The sequence below is a fragment of the Thermus sp. CCB_US3_UF1 genome, from assembly GCF_000236585.1.
Lineage (GTDB): Bacteria > Deinococcota > Deinococci > Deinococcales > Thermaceae > Thermus.
In genome coordinates this window covers 1,105,211-1,121,931 of record NC_017278.1, presented here as the reverse complement: position 1 = coordinate 1,121,931, position 16,721 = coordinate 1,105,211, and the positions used below count along the sequence as shown (strand labels likewise).

General features: G+C 67.7%; 13 protein-coding genes and 1 CRISPR repeat array. Of the genes, 6 read left to right on the top strand and 7 right to left on the bottom strand.

The window, feature by feature from the left end; genetic code table 11:
- Positions 1-14: 14 nt before the first annotated feature.
- From TCCBUS3UF1_RS05605 to TCCBUS3UF1_RS05590, 4 genes are read left to right on the top strand one after another with little or no spacing between them, the layout of a single operon-like run.
- Entirely contained in the window at positions 15-1,250 is a 1,236-nt protein-coding gene (locus TCCBUS3UF1_RS05605; RefSeq protein WP_014515543.1) for an ABC transporter substrate-binding protein, read from the top strand.
- A 47-nt stretch (positions 1,251-1,297) separates the two neighbouring features.
- Positions 1,298-2,401, top strand: a complete 1,104-nt coding sequence (locus tag TCCBUS3UF1_RS05600; RefSeq protein ID WP_014515542.1) for a carbohydrate ABC transporter permease — start codon at positions 1,298-1,300, stop codon at positions 2,399-2,401.
- Positions 2,401-3,756 (top strand): carbohydrate ABC transporter permease, encoded by a 1,356-nt coding sequence (locus TCCBUS3UF1_RS05595; protein WP_014515541.1) that lies wholly within the window; start codon positions 2,401-2,403, stop codon positions 3,754-3,756. The genes TCCBUS3UF1_RS05600 and TCCBUS3UF1_RS05595 overlap by 1 nt, the downstream gene beginning before the upstream one ends.
- A 3-nt stretch (positions 3,757-3,759) precedes the next feature.
- Positions 3,760-5,541: a glycogen debranching N-terminal domain-containing protein gene (locus TCCBUS3UF1_RS05590; RefSeq protein ID WP_014515540.1), complete on the top strand. Its 1,782-nt coding sequence runs from the start codon at positions 3,760-3,762 to the stop codon at positions 5,539-5,541.
- A 6-nt stretch (positions 5,542-5,547) separates the two neighbouring features.
- On the opposite strand, the gene TCCBUS3UF1_RS05585 is transcribed toward TCCBUS3UF1_RS05590, so the two are convergent.
- Genes TCCBUS3UF1_RS05585 through TCCBUS3UF1_RS05575 form a run of 3 tightly spaced genes read right to left on the bottom strand, consistent with a single transcriptional unit; the run spans position 5,548 to position 8,199 of the window.
- The gene (locus tag TCCBUS3UF1_RS05585; protein WP_014515539.1) at positions 5,548-6,231 is read right to left on the bottom strand and encodes a CHAD domain-containing protein; all 684 of its coding nucleotides are present in this window, start codon (positions 6,229-6,231) and stop codon (positions 5,548-5,550) included.
- Positions 6,228-6,725 (bottom strand): histidine phosphatase family protein, encoded by a 498-nt coding sequence (locus tag TCCBUS3UF1_RS05580; protein WP_014515538.1) that lies wholly within the window; start codon positions 6,723-6,725, stop codon positions 6,228-6,230. Before TCCBUS3UF1_RS05580 ends, TCCBUS3UF1_RS05585 begins: the two co-directional genes overlap by 4 nt.
- 7 nt (positions 6,726-6,732) lie before the next feature.
- A complete protein-coding gene (locus tag TCCBUS3UF1_RS05575; protein ID WP_369791726.1) occupies positions 6,733-8,199 on the bottom strand; it encodes a Ppx/GppA family phosphatase in 1,467 nt (488 codons plus the stop codon).
- A 60-nt stretch (positions 8,200-8,259) separates the two neighbouring features.
- Between TCCBUS3UF1_RS05575 and TCCBUS3UF1_RS05570 the strand changes: the two genes are divergently transcribed.
- Together TCCBUS3UF1_RS05570 and TCCBUS3UF1_RS05565 are read left to right on the top strand one after the other, a co-directional pair.
- Positions 8,260-10,080, top strand: coding sequence for a polyphosphate kinase (locus tag TCCBUS3UF1_RS05570; protein ID WP_014515536.1), 1,821 nt, complete (start codon positions 8,260-8,262; stop codon positions 10,078-10,080).
- On the top strand, positions 10,064-10,795 hold the full coding sequence (locus TCCBUS3UF1_RS05565; RefSeq protein WP_014515535.1) for an MIP/aquaporin family protein: 732 nt from the start codon (positions 10,064-10,066) through the stop codon (positions 10,793-10,795). The genes TCCBUS3UF1_RS05570 and TCCBUS3UF1_RS05565 overlap by 17 nt, the downstream gene beginning before the upstream one ends.
- Here TCCBUS3UF1_RS05565 and TCCBUS3UF1_RS05560 read toward each other — a convergent pair.
- From TCCBUS3UF1_RS05560 to TCCBUS3UF1_RS05545, 4 genes are all read right to left on the bottom strand, one after another.
- On the bottom strand, positions 10,764-12,356 hold the full coding sequence (locus tag TCCBUS3UF1_RS05560) for an aldehyde dehydrogenase family protein (protein WP_014515534.1): 1,593 nt from the start codon (positions 12,354-12,356) through the stop codon (positions 10,764-10,766). The genes TCCBUS3UF1_RS05565 and TCCBUS3UF1_RS05560 overlap by 32 nt on opposite strands.
- Before the next feature lie 69 nt (positions 12,357-12,425).
- A CRISPR array of direct repeats spans positions 12,426-13,808; the repeat unit is 36 nt; unit sequence GTCGCAATCCCCTTGCGGGGAAGCCACTTTTGCAAC.
- Positions 13,809-14,198: 390 nt separating this feature from the next.
- Entirely contained in the window at positions 14,199-14,678 is a 480-nt protein-coding gene (gene coaD, locus TCCBUS3UF1_RS05555; RefSeq protein WP_014515532.1) for a pantetheine-phosphate adenylyltransferase, read from the bottom strand.
- A complete protein-coding gene (locus TCCBUS3UF1_RS05550) occupies positions 14,679-15,194 on the bottom strand; it encodes an RsmD family RNA methyltransferase (RefSeq protein ID WP_041433782.1) in 516 nt (171 codons plus the stop codon).
- A gap of 10 nt (positions 15,195-15,204) precedes the next feature.
- Positions 15,205-16,695 carry a PhoU domain-containing protein gene (locus tag TCCBUS3UF1_RS05545; RefSeq protein WP_014515530.1) on the bottom strand — a complete coding sequence of 497 codons (1,491 nt, stop codon included), beginning with the start codon at positions 16,693-16,695 and terminating at the stop codon, positions 15,205-15,207.
- Positions 16,696-16,721 lie beyond the last annotated feature (26 nt).

Below are 16,721 nucleotides of genomic sequence, written 5' to 3'. Positions count from 1 at the left end.
CTAAGGAGGTAAACATGAAAGCGCGGTTTCTGATGGCTATCCTCGTGCTCTTGGGCCTGGCCCTGGCCCAGACCCAGGTGCGCATCTCGGGCTGGGGCGGCACGGACATCGCCATCGTCAACGGGCTCCTCAAGGAGGTTGTCCAACCCAAGCTGGACAGGGAAGGCATCCGGGTGGTTTACGAACCCATCGAAGGGGACTACACCCAGTGGCTGTTCAATGCCCTTTCCGCCGGCACCGCCCCTGACCTCTTCTACGTGGACATCTTCTGGTCGGAAAGCCTCTTCGCCACCGGCCGGGTGGAACCCCTGGACGCCTATTTCAGCCGGCAGGAAGTGGCGGAGTTCCTGCCCAACCTGATCCAGGCCTTCACCTACAAGGGCAAGCTTTACGGGATCCCCAAGGACTTCAACACCCTGGCCCTCCAGTTCAACCGGGACCTCTTTGACGAGGCCGGGGTACGCTACCCCCACCAACAGGACACCTGGGAAACCTTTGAGGCCAAGCTCAAGGAGGTGCAGAGCAAGCTGAAGGACGTGGCAGGCCTGTGCGTGGTGGCGGACTTCGCCCGCTTTGGCGCCTTCGCCTTCGCCACCGGCTGGAAGCCCTTCGACGAAAAGGGGCGCACGGTGCTGGACCAGAACTTCCGCCGGGCCTTCGAGTGGTACACGGGCCTGCCCAAGCGGGGGGCGGCCAGGTTCGCCCAGGACCTAGGCGAAGGCTGGACGGGGGGATGCTTCGGCGGGGAGAAGGCGGCCACGGCCCTCGAGGGGGCCTGGATCGCCGGCTTCCTCCGGGACAAGGCTCCCAACATGCGTTACGGCACCACCTTCCTCCCCCTGGACCCCGTGAGCAAGAAGCGGGGGAACTTTGTCTACACCGTATCCTGGAGCATGAACGCCGCCAGCAAGAACAAGCAGGCGGCGGCCAAGGTCCTCAAGGCCCTGACCTCCCCCGAGGCCCAGCAGTGGGTGCTGGAACGGGGTCTGGCCATCCCCAGCCGCCGGGCCCTGGCCAACAACCCCTACTTCCAGCGCCCGGGGAAGGAACCGGAACTGAACCGCATCGTCTTCCAGGGCTCCACTGCCCAAGGGGGCAACGTCTACCCCTTTAAGTTCCAAGCCTTTGGCGGCGACTGGATGCGGCCCATCAACGATGCCCTCCTGGCGGTCATGACCGGCCAGAAGACCGTGGACCAGGCCCTTAGGGATGCTCAAGCCGCCCTGGACCGCCTGACCGGAGGCAGGTAACCCAGCCGGGGGCGGCCCCCAGGCCGCCCCCTAATCCAGGAGGATCCATGCGGCTCAAGGCGCGCACCCTCGAGGGCCTTTACGCCTTCCTCCTCCTCTTTCCCTTTCTCTTCAGCCTGGGGGTCTTCTTCCTGTATGCCTTCCTGCGGGCGGTCTTTTTCAGCTTCACCGAGTACAACCTCTTCGACCCCCCCCGCTGGGTAGGCCTGGCCAACTACCTCCGCCTCCTGCAAGAACCCCTCTTCCTTACCGCTCTCAAGCACACCCTGGCCTACAGCCTGGTGGTCACCTCCCTACAGACCTTCTTCGCCCTTCTCCTGGCCGTGGCCCTCAACCAACCCCTCAAGGGGATCACCTTCTTCCGCACCGTCTACTACCTGCCCTCGGTGATCTCCACCGCCGCCGCCAGCCTCCTTCTCCTCTGGCTCTTCCAACGCACGGGCCTGGTCAACCAAGGCCTCTCCCTCCTCCTCTCCCACCTTGGCCAGCTGGGAGGCTTCGCCGGGTTGTTCCTGGCCGCGCAGGCCCTTCAGGTGGCCTGGGAACGGCGAAAGGGGGCTGCCGTCTCCTTCTGGGACCCCGCCCTGGCCGCCCTTTCCCTCCTCGTGGCCTTCCTGGGTGCCTGGGCCTTGGGGGCCTCCGGCCTTCTTCCTCCCCGGGAAGTGCGGGTGGAAATCCCTTGGCTTCCCACCCAGGCCAGCTTTCTCGGCATCCCCTATCCTTTGTGGGCCATCATCCTCATGAACACCTACACCACCATCCCCACCTTCATGGTCCTCTTCCTGGCAGGGCTCAAAGGCATACCCAAGACCCTTTACGAGGCGGCTGCCCTGGACGGAGCCACCCCCTGGACCATGTTCACCCGGATCACCGTGCCCCTTTTGCGGCCGGTGCTCTTCCTGGTGATCACCATGGGCCTGATCGGCACCCTACAGCTCTTTGACCAGGTGCTCTTCGTGGGCGGCTCCGGGGGAGCCCCCCTGGAGAGCACCATTACCCTGGCCTACTACGTCTACGGGAATGTCTTCCCTTCGGGGGCCGCGCCCCGGGTAGGCCTGGCCTCGGCCGCGGCCTTGGTCCTGGCGGGCCTTACCCTGCTCATCGTCTTGTTGCAACGCCGCTTTGGGGTGGGCGAAAGGGGGTGGTCCTGATGGAGGCCGTGCGCCGCCGTTGGGCCCGGGTGGCCTGGGCGTACGGCCTGCTCCTGGCCTTTGGGGTGTTCTTCGTGGGCCCTTTCCTTATGGGGTTCCTGGCCAGCCTCAAAACCGACCCCCTGGAGTGGCCCTTCACCCTGCGCTTCGCCCAGGTCAGCCCTAAGAACTGGGCCGCCGCCTGGCGTCTGGGCCGGGAAGGCTCGGGAGACCCTTGGCTTGGGGGCATGCGCCCGGGGCGGGCGGTGAGCCTGGAGGTGGCCTACTTCAGCCCCGAAGTCAAGGAACCCCATCTCCTGGCCCAGATCCCCCGCCGCAAACCCGGTGCGGGCATGGGGGCGGTGTTTGAAACCCCTTACGCCGCCGACCACGTTCGCCTGGAAGGCCCCACCCTGGTGGAGCGGCGCCCGGCCCAGCTGGGGGAGGTGAGGGGGGAGGTCTTCCGCTACCGCCTTCGCCTGGTCTATCCCGGGGAAGGCCCCTTTCTGGAGCGGGTACCCCTGGACCTCGAGGCCCCCCGGGGAGTGGTCCTGGTGGGGGCCACCCTGGACCCCATCCGCTTTGAACGGCGGGGCCGGGTAGCCAGCTGGGACAACGTGGTCCCCGGGCTTGCGGGCTACCTCTTCCACAACTACGTGCGGGCCTTCCGGGAAACCCGGAGCTTGGAAACCGGGGAAAGCCTCTTCCTGCGCTGGACCCTGAACTCCTTCTTCCTCTCCTTTATCAAGGTCCTCACCACCCTGGTCTTCGCCTCCATGGCCGGCTATGCCCTGGCCCGGATGCGCTTTCCCGGCCGGCAGGCCCTCTTCCTCTTCATGCTCTTCACCATGATGGTGCCGGGACAGGTAACCTTCATCTCCAACTACCTCGTGCTGCGGGACGGGATCTTCGGCCTCTCCCGGCTCTTTGGGGTGGATACCCTTCTCAACACCTACACGGGCCTTGTCCTCTCGGGTCTGGTAGGGGCCAGCGCCGTCTTCATCATGAAGCAGTTCTTTGAATCCATACCCCGGGAGGTGGAGGAGGCGGCCCTTATCGACGGGGCCACCCCCTTGCAAACCCTTTTCCGCATCGTGCTCCCCATGTCCACGCCGGCCCTGGGGGCCTTGGCCATCCTGACCTTCCAAGGAACCTGGAACGAGTTCTTCTGGCCCTTTGTGGTCCTCACCAGCCCGAGGGAAATCTATACCCTTCCCATCGGGCTCCTCTCCTTCCGCAACGCCTACGGCCAGGTGGGGGACTGGGGCCTGATCCTGGCGGGCGGGTTTTTCTCCATGATCCCCGTGCTCATCCTCTTTGCCGTTTTCCAGCGGTACTTCGTGGAGGGAGTGAGCGTGGGGGCGGTGAAGGAGTGAAGGATGATCCCCCTGAAGGAAGACGACACCTATTTGGTTCTGAACGCCCGGGGTTTCGCCGAGGAAGGGGCGGAGGGGTTTTACCGCCACGACACCCGCTTCCTGGCCCGCTACCGCCTCCTCCTGCCCGAGGGCCTTGCCCTTTTGCAAAGCCGATCCCCGCGTCCCGACCGGCTGGTGCAGGACTGGGCCCGGTTCCAGGGCCCCGATGGGGAGATCTACCTGCGGCGGGAGGTGCGGGTGGGCCGGGGCAGGGTGTGGGACCGGCTGACCTTTCGCAACCTTTCCCATCAGGCCCAGAGCCTCCGGGTCGGCCTGGAAGCCGTGGGAAGCTTTGTAGATCTATTTCAGGCTAGAGGGTGGCATCCAACAGCGCCAAGCCCCAGGGGGCTCCATTACCGGGCAGAGGACGGGGTGGAGCAACGGGTGGACATCTCCCCCACCCCACCCCCCGAGGGGTTTTCCCTCCCTCTCCCTCCCCGGGAAGAGGCCTCCCTCACCCTGGAGATAACCCTGGAAAGCCCCCTGGGAAACCCGGGGGACCTGCCGGAATACGAGACCTTCCTCGAGGCCTTCCCCCAGGCCACCGGCCCCTGGGAAGCCCCCTTGCGCCAGGCCCTTTTGGACCTGCGGGCCCTCCTCCTCTCCACCCCGGAAGGCCCCATTCCCGCCGCCGGCATCCCCTGGTACGTGGCCCCCTTTGGCCGGGACAGCCTTCTCACCGCCTTCATGCTCCTGCCCTGGGGCAAAGCCGTGGCCCAAGGGGTGCTGCGCTATCTGGCCGAGCGCCAGGGCAAGGTGGTGGACCCCCGCAGGGAGGAGGAGCCCGGCAAGATCCTGCACGAGGTGCGCTTGGGGGAGCTCTCCCGCACGGGCAAGGTACCCTTCGCCCGCTACTTCGGCACGGTGGACGCCACCCCCCTTTTCCTCGTCCTCCTGGGCCGCTACCTGGAGCTCACCGGCGACCTCGCCCTGGTGCGGGAGCTCAGGCCCGCCTGGGAGAGCGCCCTGGCCTGGCTTTCCCGGGCGGATCTGGACGGGGACGGGCTCCTGGAGTTCCAACCCTCCGGCGGGGGGCTGGCCGTGCACTCGTGGAAAGACTCCCACGATTCCATGAGCCACCAGGACGGCCGCCTGGCCGAACCCCCCTTGGCCGTGAGCGAGGTCCAAGGGTACGCTTACGCCGCCCACCGGGCCGCCGCCGGTTTCTACCGGGCCTTGGGGGAGGAAGCCCAGGCCCAAACCCATGAGGGACGGGCCCAGACCCTTTTCCAGCTGATCCAGGAGCACTTCTGGCTTCCCGATCTAAACACCTACGCCCTGGCCCTGGATCGGCACAAGAAACCCCTGCGGGTGAAGGCCTCGGACGCCGGCCACCTCCTGTGGGCGGGCGCCGTACTCCAGGAACGGGCCAAAACCCTGGTTAACACCCTGTTTTCCGAGGAGCTCTGGAGCGGCTGGGGGCTACGGACCCTGGGAAGCCGCGAGGTGCGCTACAACCCTCTCTCCTACCACAACGGCTCCGTATGGCCCCACGACACCGCCCTGTTCGCCGGGGGCCTATTCCGCTATGGCTTCAAGGAAGAGGGGGAAAGGGTGGTCCAGGCCCTTCTCGACTTGGCGAAAAGCCAGCCCGACCTGCGGCTTCCCGAACTGGTGGGCGGTTTCCCCCGGGAGAAGGACCAACCCCCCGTCCCCTACCCCGTGGCCTGCCGCCCCCAGGCCTGGGACGCTGGGACCGTGGTCTACCTCTACGCCCTAAGCCAGGGCCTGAGGGACTGGTGAGGCCCCCTAGGCCTCCCGCAAGGCCTCGAGCACCCCGGCCAAGGCCTCCTGCCGCCGGGCCAAAAGCTCCGCCCGCAAGGCCTCCCCTTCGGGGTCTGGGGCCTGGGCCAGGTAGCCCTCCAGAAGGCCCAGGAGGACCTCCAGGTCCTGTAGCCCGCCCAAGGCCTCCTGCAGGGCCTTTTCCCGCTTGGCGGAAAGGCCCAGGAACTCCTTGGCGTAGCGCACCCGCCGCAGGGCCCGGCGGTAGGCGTGGAGGGCCTCGAGGCTAGGCTCGGCCTGAAGGGCCTTTAGGCGGGCCTCCGCTCGGCGCTCCTGGCGGCGAAGCCGCCCCCAGGCCTCCTCCCCCAAGGGGGGGAGGACCCTCAAGGCCCGGAGGAGGGCAGCGGTCCAGGGGGAGGCGAGAAGGGGGGGCAAGGCCTCCCGGGCCTGGCGCACCTCCTCCTCCAGGTGGGCGCGGAACCCTGGGGGGAGGGGGTGGCCCAGGGCCACCTCCAGGTCCCGCACCCGGCCCGCCCCCCGCACCAGGCGGCGCAGATCGTCCTGCAACACCCGCCAGCCCAGAAGGTTCAGGTAGGCGCGAAGCCGCCTCCCCGCCACCCGCACCTGGTGCACCCCCTCCGGGTCCGCCCCGGAAAGGGCCAGGGGCAGGTGGGCCTCCAGGTGGTCCACCCATTCCCTGGGCGTCCTCATAGGCGGAAGACCTTGGGGGGGAAGAGGGCCCTCAGGCACATCCCCCCAGGCCGCACCTCCCCCTCCAGCCAGGCCACCCCGCCCTTTTTCAGGGGGAAGCGCTCCCCCAGGTCTCCCCGGGCCGACTCCCCCAGGAAATCCCCCAGGAGCAGCCAGGCCAAAAGCCCGGAAAGGTAGGGCTCGTGCCCCACCAGGGCCACCCGGCCCTCCTTGGGGATCTCCTCCAGGAGGGCCGGGGAGGGGGGCAGGGCCAGGTGGGGGGTTACCCGGCTTTCCCCCTGGAGGAGGTCCGATAGCATCTCCGCCGTCTCCAAGGCCCGCCTTTTGGGGCTGGTGAGGAGGTAGTCCAGTTCCACCCCCAAGGCCCTCAGGCCCCGGACCACCTTGCGGAACCGCTTCACCCCCTTGGGGGAAAGGGGCCGGGCGTCGTCCGCCTCCTCCCCTTCCCCCTCCGCGGGCAGGGCGATGGCGTGCCGGACCAGGAAGAGTTCCATGGGCCCATTATGCCCCCCAGACCACCTCCAGGGGAAGGCCAAAGGCCTGGAGGAAGAGCCCCCCTTGCTTTTCCGCCTCCACCCGCTCCACCCAAGGGTCCTCCGGGGCCAGGAGCCGGAGGCGGATCCGCTCCCCCAGCTCCACCCTCACCCCCCGCACCCGGCCCGCTCGGGAGCGTTCCAGCATTTCCGCCAGGCGCAGGATGGCCGAAAGGCGCAAAAGCCGCCTCCCGTCCCCCCGGCCAAAGAGGGGGCGCAAGCCCCCCAAAGCGGGCTCCCCCCGGCGGTGGTAGCGCACCAGCAAAGCCAAAAGGGCCTGCTCCCGGTGGGAGAAGCCGAAAAGGGGCTCGGCCAGGACCAGGTAAGCCCCGTGCTTGTGGTGGTCGTGGTAGCCCAGGTGCATGCCGATGTCGTGCAGGTGGGCGGCCTCCTCCAGGAGGCGGGCCTCCTCCTCCCCGTAGCGGTGCAGGGGCTGAAGGCCCAGGAAAAGCTCCCGGGCCAGGGCCTTTACCCGATCCCGGTGGGCCAGGGCGAAGGGGTAGCGCTGGAAGAGGTTCTCCACGGCGAAGGCCCGGGGGTCCGGGAGGAGGTGGGGCGGGGGGAGGAGGTGGGCGAAAAGCACCCCCTCCCGGATCCCCACCCCGCTCACCCAGAGGCCGGGGGCACGGAGGCGCTTCATGAGGGTGCGGAAGAAGGCCAAGGAGGCGGGAAGGGTGCGGGCCCGGTCCGGCTGGAGGCCAAGCCCCGCCCGCGCCCGCCAGGGGAGGCGGAGGAGGTCTTGGTAAAGCTCCTCCACCGCCTCCCGGGAGAGGTAGGCCCCGTGGAGGAGGTCCAGGGGGTAGGCGCGCCGCTTCTGGTGGAGCCGGGCCATGGCCCGGATGTTCCCCCCCAGGCCCACCAGGGGTAGCCCCCCCTCGAGGGGCAAGGCCTTGAGGTGGCGCGCCACCTCCCGCTCCAAGGCCTTCACCTCCTCCCGGGTGGGGGGGTCGGAGGCCAGAAAAGCCTCGGTAAGGCGCAGGGCCCCCAGGGGCAAGGCTCGCCCCCAGCGGAAAGCCCGGCCTTCCATGCGGGAAACCTGGGCGCTTCCGCCCCCCTGATCCACCACCCAGGCCTCCGCCAAGGGCAGGGCGTTGGCCACGGCCAGGACCCCCAGCCGGGCCTCCTCCTCCCCGGGGAGGACCCTGGGGTCCAGGCCCAGAGCCCGGGCCTCCGCCAGGATCTGGGCGCCGTTTTCTGCATCCCGCACCGCGCTGGTGGCCAGGGACACCACCTCGTCCACCGGGGAGGCCTGCAGGAAGTCGGCGAAGGCCCGGAGGGCCTTCCGCCCCCGTTCCAGGGCGGCCAGGCCGATCCGCCCCTGGGCCAAGCCCTCCCCTAGGGCCACGGCCTCCCGCAGCTCGTCGGCCAGGACGTAGCTCAGGCCGGGGCGGTAGCGGTAGACCACCAGGCGAAAGGTGCCCGAGCCCAGGTCCAAGACCGCCAAGGAGCGTTCCTTGACACCCTCTTGACCTTGCTGGGTCCTAATCTGAAGCAAATGCGCCTCCTTCCCGAAGCCAGCTGGCTCCAGTTTAACCGCAGGGTCTTAAGGCAAAGCGAGCGCCCGGACTTTCCCCTTCTGGAACGCCTCCGCTTCCTGGCCATCTGGAACCGCAACCTGGATGAGTTCTTCGCCGCCCGCATCGCCAAGCCCTTCCTGGAGGCCAGGGGTAGCCCCGCCCACCTCGCCCTCCTGGAGGAGGCCCTGGCCCAGGCCCGCCTGGCCCAGGCCCGCTACCAGGCCCTGCTGGCCGAGGCCCGGCCCCGCCTGCGGGTGCTGGAGGTGAGGGAGCTGGACGAGCTGGACTGGATTTATTTCCGGGTCTTCCTGGCCGAGGTGGTGGCCCCCAAGACCGACCTCATCCCCTGGGAGGCGGCGGCGGACCTGTCCCACGGGGCCCTTTACTTCGCCTCCGAGAGCCACCTGGTGCGGCTTCCCCAGGACCTCCCCCGGCTCCTGCCCGTCCCGGGGCGGGAAGGGACGTACGTGCGCCTGGGGGCCTTGATGCGGGCAAGGAGCGACCTCTTCCTTCCCCAGGAGGGCCCCCTTTACGAGTTCCGGGTGCTGCGGCTTTTGGAAAGCGAGCGGGCCCGGGCGGACTGGGACGAGCTGGCCCAGGCCCTCGAGGGCCGCCAGGAAGGCGCCCCCACCCTCCTGGTGGCCGAGGAGGGCTTCCCCGAGGCCTGGCTGGAAGGGCTACGGCAGGCCCTGGAGCTGCGCCCGGAAGAGGTCTTCCGCCTCCCCCCACCCCTGAACCTTGCCCTGGTGGAAACCCTGGTGGCGGAAGGCCCCCCAGAGTGGCGCTTCCCCCCTTTGCGCCCCGAACGCCCCAGGGCTTTCTTGAAAAACCCACTGGCCCGCCTGCAGGAAAAAGACCTCCTCCTCTACCATCCCTTTGAGGACTACAAGGCGGTGGAGCGCTTCGCCCAGGAGGCCCTCCGTCCGGAGGTGGAGGAGGTCTGGGCCACCCTCTACCGCATCGGCGAAACCAACCCCCTGGCCGAGGCCCTCCTCCAGGCGGCCCAGAAGGGGAAGAGGGTGCACGTGCTCCTCGAGGCCCGCGCCCGCTTTGACGAACTCCTCAACCTCTTCTGGTACCTGCGCTTCCTCAGGGCCGGAGTGGAGGTCCTCCCCCTCCCCGAGCGCAAGGTGCACGCCAAGGCCCTCCTCCTCCTCACCCGGGAAGGGGGGTATGTCCACCTGGGCACGGGCAACTACAACCCGCAAAATGGCCGGGCCTACACCGACTTCTCCCTCTTCACCGCCCAGCCCGAGGTGGTGGCCGAGGTCCGGGCCTTCTTCCGGGCCATCCGCGAGGAACGCCCGCCCCAGCTTTCCCTCCTCAAGACGGGAGAGGCCATCCGCCACTGCCTGGTGGAGGCCATCCTGGCCGAGGCCCATCCCAAAGGGCGGGTGATCCTGAAGTTCAACCACCTCACCGACCCCCAGGTGCTGGAGGCCCTGGTCCAGGCGGCGGAAAGGGGGGCCCGCGTGGACCTCCTGGTGCGCAGCACCCTCACCCTCCTCCACCCCCGCCTCCGGGCACGGAGCCTGGTGGGCCGGTTCCTGGAGCACGCCCGGGTGGCGGCCTTCCGCGCCGGGGGGCGGTGGCGGGTCTACCTCACCAGCGCCGATGCCATGCCCCGGAACTTCCAAAACCGCTTTGAGCTCCTCTTCCCCGTGGAGGACCGCAAGGCCAAGCTGAAGGTGCTCAAGGTGCTGAAGCGCCAGGTGCGGGACGAGCGGAACGCCTTCCTCCTCACCCCCCAAGGGGAGGAGGTGCTTTGGGGAGGGCGGCACGATGCCCAGCGCCCCTAGGGCCTTCTGGGGGGAGGTCTGGGGCACCTTCCTCCTGGTCCTCCTCACGGTGGGTAGCGCCGCCAACGCCGTGCTGCAACCCCGGCTCTTCCCCGGCGCCTACGGGTACGACGCCCTGGCCCTGGGCTCGGGGCTGGCGGTCCTGGTGGGCGTCCTGGTGAGCCGCCCCCTCTCCGGGGCCCACCTGAACCCGGCGGTAACCCTGGCCCTGGCGGCCCTCCGCCTTTTCCCCTGGTCTCGGGTGCCCCTCTACCTGCTGGCCCAGTTCCTGGGCGGCTTCCTGGGGGCCCTGGGGGCCTACCTGGCCTATGGGGAGGGGCTTTGGGCCCAGGGGATGCCCAACGTCTTCAGCACCGGACCGGGTTTCCTCCGCACCCCGCCCGAAGCCACCTACGGCTGGGCGGGGCCCGCCGTGGCCGAGTTCCTGGGCACCATGGCCCTCATGGGGGTCATCCTGGCCGCCCGGGAGGAGCGCCTTCTGCCCCTCTGGCTGGCCCTCACCGTGGCCGCGGTGGGCTACGGCCTGGGGGGCCCCGGGGGGTTTGCCCTAAACCCGGCCCGGGACCTCTCCCCCAGGCTCCTGGCCGCCCTTTTGGGCGCGGAAGGGGCCCTAAACGCCTACGCCCTGGTGCCTGCCCTTCTCCCCGTGGCCGGGGCCTTGGGGGCGGCCTTCCTCTACCGGCTCACAACCCCAGCACCTCCCCCCAGGGAGTAGGGGGCTTGGGGCTCACATAGCCGGTGTCCATCTGGGCCAGCTGGAGCCGGCCCGAATACTCCTCGTTCACCGCGTGCCAGTAGGTGTACTCCTCTATGACCCAGATGCCCGACTCCCGGGCTCCGTTGCCGCTGGCCTTCACCCCGCCGAAGGGCAGGTGAGCCTCGGCCCCCACGGTGGCGTTGTTGATGCTGGTCATACCGGCGCGGATGCCCACCTTGAAGAGGTAGGCCCAGTGGCGGTGGTGGGTGTAGATGGCGCTGGAAAGGCCATAGGGCGTAGCGTTGGCCACGGCGATGGCCTCCTCAATCCCGTCCACCTTCACCAGGTTGATGGTGGGGCCGAAGATCTCCTCCTGGAACTGGCGCATGCCCGGGGCTGCCTCCCAGACCGTGGGCCAGCCGTAAAGCCCTGCCTCGGGGTCCCCCAGGAAACGGGGATAGGGGTTATCCCGCCCAATCCGTCCACGGCCAAAAAGGAGGGTGGCCCCGTCTTCCTGGCCCCAGGCGTAGTGCTCCTGCCAGCGGCGGAAAAGCCGTTCATTGAGAAAGGGGCCATAGGTCACCTCAGGGTGGAGGAGGGGGTTGCCCACCACCGTGGCCTCGGTGCGCTCCAGGAAGCGGCGCTTGAACTCCTCGTAGATGGGGGCGTCCACCAGGATGTTCCCCGCCGAGGTGCACCGCTGCCCCCCGGTGGCGAAAGCGCTCCACCAGGCCCCTTCCACCGCCAGGTCCAGGTCAGCATCCCGCATGACCACCAGGGGGTTTTTGCCCCCCAGCTCCAGGGTGGGCCGGATGAGGTTCCGCCCCGCCACCTCCCCAATCCAGCGCCCCACCTGGGTGCTGCCGGTGAAGGCGAACTTGTTGAGAAGCCCCTCGTCCATGAGCTCCACCAGCCACTGGCCCGTGGAGCCCTTACCGCCGCCAAAGACCACGTTGATGACCCCCGGAGGCAGGCCCGCCTCTTCAAAAAGCTTTACAAAGACGTAGGAAAGGGTAGGGGAGTCATCGGAGGGCTTCCAGACCACGGCGTTGCCGGTGAGGACGGCGGGGATGAGCTTCCAGCTGGGCACGGCGATGGGGAAGTTTCCGGCGGTAATCATCCCCACCACGCCCAGGGGCCTGCGGAAGGTGAAAAGCTCCTTGTCCCGCATCTCGCTGGGCACGGTCTGGCCGTAGAGCCTGCGGCCCTCAGAGGCGAAGAAAAGGGCGGTATCAATGGCCTCCTGCACGTCCCCGCCCGCCTCCTTGAAGGTCTTCCCCACCTCCCGCACCATGAGGCGGACCAGGGTGGGCTTTTCCCGCTCCAGGATCTTGGCCAGGTTGAAGAGGACCTGCCCCCGGACCGGGGCCGGGGTGCGGCTCCACTCGGCGAAGGCCTCCCGGGCCTTTAGGGCCGCCCTGCGCAGGGTGTCCTTGGTGCCCTCGGGAAAGCGGGCCACCAGGTCTTCCCGGTCGGAGGGGTTATGCCTTTCCAGGGCCTCCCCCTCCCACACCTCCTCCCCACCGATGAGGTGGCCGAACTCCAGGGTATTCCCGTACTTGCTGGCAAAAGCCTTCATGCTGACCTCCGGGGAGGATTTTACCCCCGGATGGGGCCCGGTCCACCACCCGCCATGGCCTGCGGTGGGGTGAAGATCCCCTTACGGGGAAGCCACTTTTGCAACCCTCCCGGCGGATGCGGCGGTACTGGTCCCTGCCCGAGGAGTCGCAATCCCCTTACGGGGAAGCCACTTTTGCAACTGGCCCTTGCGGCCTGGGCGGGTGGGCAGACGGGTGACCCGTCGCAATCCCCTTGCGGGGAAGCCACTTTTGCAACGGGGAACAACGCCGCTACCGCCGCTAGGGTTCTTGGCTGTCGCAATCCCCTTGCGGGGAAGCCACTTTTGCAACCCCGCAAATCCACACCAAAAGATTTTACGAAAGAGTCGCAATCCCCTTGCGGGGAAGCCACTTTTGCAACTTTAGTTGATGATGTTCTTGGAATAGTCCCTGTAGGATTCGTCGCAATCCCCTTGCGGGGAAGCCACTTTTGCAACGGAGGTCTTGGAGGCCAGGTGGAACCTGGCCTGGGAGAAGTCGCAATCCCCTTGCGGGGAAGCCACTTTTGCAACGCGCTACCCCGACAGGTGCAAGGACTGCCGCACACAGTCGCAATCCCCTTGCGGGGAAGCCACTTTTGCAACGGCGTAGGGGGTGAGCCATGTTTGGGGAGAAGGAGTTGGAAGTCGCAATCCCCTTGCGGGGAAGCCACTTTTGCAACTGGTGATCCAGTTCGGCCCTAATGGCCGCCTCCACAGGTCGCAATCCCCTTGCGGGGAAGCCACTTTTGCAACATGACGCCGTCCCAAGCCCTGATGGCGGGTATGTTGCAAGGTCGCAATCCCCTTGCGGGGAAGCCACTTTTGCAACGGTGGGGGGCGGTCGACTATTCGTGAGGGGGCTATCTGCAGTCGCAATCCCCTTGCGGGGAAGCCACTTTTGCAACGGTGGGGGGCGGGTCACTATTCGTGAGGGGGCTATCTGCAGTCGCAATCCCCTTGCGGGGAAGCCACTTTTGCAACATCCCGAGGGTTGGGGCCACGCGCTCAACGGACTGCCTACCGGGTCGCAATCCCCTTGCGGGGAAGCCACTTTTGCAACTGGGCCGCCAGGTACCGGGCACCCACATGCCGGGGCAGTCGCAATCCCCTTGCGGGGAAGCCACTTTTGCAACCCAGTGCCCATGTGGCTACACTGGCGGGCTAGCGCCCCCTAGCGTCGCAATCCCCTTGCGGGGAAGCCACTTTTGCAACCTAGGATGCGGCTCTCGTAGGTGCGCCCGGCTACGTCGCAATCCCCTTGCGGGGAAGCCACTTTTGCAACCTAGGCTGGAGATTCATGTTCAGGGTGGCGACATTTACGTCGCAATCCCCTTGCGGGGAAGCCACTTTTGCAACCCAGCGCCCTTGCGAGCCTCATCTGGGCCATGCTTTGGGGTCGCAATCCCCTTGCGGGGAAGCCACTTTTGCAACGGTACCCCTCTCATAATCCCGTCCAGGACGGGGTTCTTAGAGGGGGGGTTTGTGAGAAAGATGAAGCTTGGAATATACACACGCCGTATAACGGGGGTTTTGCGGGGTTTGGGCCGTTGGCAAGCCGCAGGAGAAGGGGCCGATAAGAACTCTAAAGCGCATATTGCCCTTGGGTAAGGCAAAAACTGCTTGTCAAGATGCCCGCCTGGGCTTCCAGGCACCCCTATTCTACCACCTTACTGGAACGGTATACCCGGTACAAGTTTGCCCCTTCAGCTCCCTTTGGGACATCGCTTCGCTTTGGTAAAGCGAGAAAAAGGCCTAATCCGTCGGTCAAGGCGGAAAAGTATAGTTGGTTTCAACCTCTCAAGTAAAGCCCCACCGCTTGGCCTAGCCAAACTTGGCCTTGAGGGCCCGCAGGGTGGCGGGGGGAACCAGCTTGGACACATCCCCCCCGTAGCGGGCAATCTCCTTCACCATGGTGCTGGACACGAAGGAGTAGCGGGTAGCCGAGAGGATGAAAAGGGTTTCCAGGCCGGGCAGGAGCTGGCGGTTGAGGTGGGCCATTTGCAGCTCATACTCGTAATCGGAAACCGCCCGCAAGCCCTTGACGATGGCCTGGGCCCCCACCCGGCGCACAAAGTCCACCAAGAGCCCGGAGAAGGTCTGGGCCTCTACGTTGGGCAGGTGGGCCGTGGCCTCGCGGATGATGCCGAGGCGCTCCTGAGCGGTAAAGAGGTACTGGCCCCGCTTGCTGGGGTTTTCCAGCACCGCCACCGTAACCCGGCTAAAGAGGCGGCTGGCCCGCTGGATCACGTCCAGGTGGCCGTTGGTCAGGGGGTCAAAGCTTCCTGGATAGACGACGTGCATTCATACCTCCACCAAGGTGAGGGCGTTCTCCCCGTAGACCCGCCGCTCCCCCATGGGAAGGACCAGGTCCTTGGGATGCTGGAGGATGTAAAGCCCCCCAGGCTCCACCAGGCCGCTTTGCAGCAGGGCCTGGAAGGCCTGGACCAGGTCCATGGGGTAAGGGGGGGCCATGAAGGCCACGGTGTAGCGTTCGCCCCGGGCCTGGGCCTCGGGCAGGAAAACCTCCACGGGAAGGGGCACGATGCGCACGGGAAGCCCCGTGCGTCGGGCGTTTTCCTTTAGGAGGGCCACGGCCTGCGGGTCCTTCTCCACCAGGGTGGCGGTAAAGCCCTCGCTGGCGGCCTCGAGGCCCACCGCCCCGCTCCCCGCATAGAGGTCTAGGAAGGAGCCCCGCTTGGGGTAGCGCAGGCGCAGGTAGTCAAAAAGGGCCTTCCTCAGGCGCACGGGAGAAGGCCGGGCCGAGGCCGGCACCTTGAGGGGCACACCCTTGGCCTTGCCGCCCAGGATCCTCACCACGCCCCTTAGCTTAAAGCTCCAGCACCAGGCGGCAAAGCCTATCTATGCCAGCGGAAAGCTCTTCCAGGGTGATGAGGAGGTCCAGGTGGGCCAGGGTGGTGGCCCGGGTTTCCTGGCCGCCACCCTCGAGGCGGGCCAGGTGGGCCCGGCGCAGCCGGTCCAGGAAGCCTTCCTCCTCCTTGCTTTGGGCCAAGACCTCCTGGGCCAGGGCCTTCTCCCCGGTGGCCAAGGCCGCGGCCATCCCCTCCAGGCGGCCCAGCACCCTTCGCAGGCCTTCCAGGAGGTCCTCCTTTCCCTCCTGGCTGAAGGTAAGCCCCTGGGCCCAAAGCCGCTCCGCCTGGCGGACCACCCGGCGCACCAGGTCCCCCAGATGCTCCAGCTCGGAAGCGGCCACGAAAAGGCGCACCGTGCGCTCGTCCGGGGTTTTGGTGGAAAGCTCCGCCGTGTAGAGCACCACCTCCCGGGTCAGGCGGTCCACCTTTTCCTCCAGCTCGGAAAGCTCCCTCTCCCCCCCCTCCTCTTGGCTTAGGATGCGCAGGGCCTTGGCTAGCATGTCCCGCACCGCATCCGCCACCCGGGCAAGCTCCCGCTGCACCAGGGCCTGGGCCAGGCGGGGGCTGTCCAGGGCCTCCTTGGAGAGGTAGCGGGGGGCCACTTGGGGGCTGGGGAAAAGCCGCTCGGCCAGGCGGCCATAAGCCCCGGCCCAGAGGGGAAAAAGAAGGGCATAGAGCAGGTGGGAAAGGGCATGAAGCCCCACCGTCCCCACCCCGCCCAGCCACGGGGCCAGGGCCAGAAGGGGCAGGGAGAGGAGGAGGCGGTGGGCGCCCACCACCAGGAAAAGCCGCCAGGCCTCCCGCCGCCCTCCCAGGGCGGCCAGGAGCAGGCTTCCCGTGGTGCCCACGCCCGCCCCCAGGACCAGGGCCACCCCCGCCGCCCCCGAAAGGGCCGGGCCCAGGGCCAAGCCCAGGGCCACCACCCCGTTGGCGGAGCCCAGGAGGAGGGCCAGGACCACCCCCAGGAGGTAGTACCCCCAAAGGGGAAGGCCCAGCCCCCCCAGGAGGCGGGCCACCCCTTCCGCGCCTCCCCCCATGAGGCCAAAGCCCAGAAGGAGGAGGCCCAGGCCCAGGAGCACCTGGCCCAAAGGGCGGCCCCAGGGCAGGAGGCCCAGGAGGAGGCCAAGCCCCAGAAGGAGCTCCGCCCCCCCAGGCCCGCCCAGGACCAGCACCCCCACCCAGAAGGTGGCCCCGGCGGTGGCCGCCAAGGAGAGGAGGGCAGCCAAGGGGAGGGTAAGGACCCGGCCTTCCAGAAGGCCCAGGGCCAGGAGGCTTAGGCCCGAGCCGCTTCCAGAAAGGAGGCCCAGAAGGAAACCGAAGAAGAGGGCTCCCAAGGGGCGGCCCAGGGCCCGGCCCAAAAGGTGCCGCCGCCCGGGCAGGCGGGCCAGGCCCCCCTGGATCTGCTCCAGCCCCAGGAGGAAAAGGCCCAGGCCCGCCAGGAATTCCACCCCCGGAGTATACGAAAGGCCGGCCC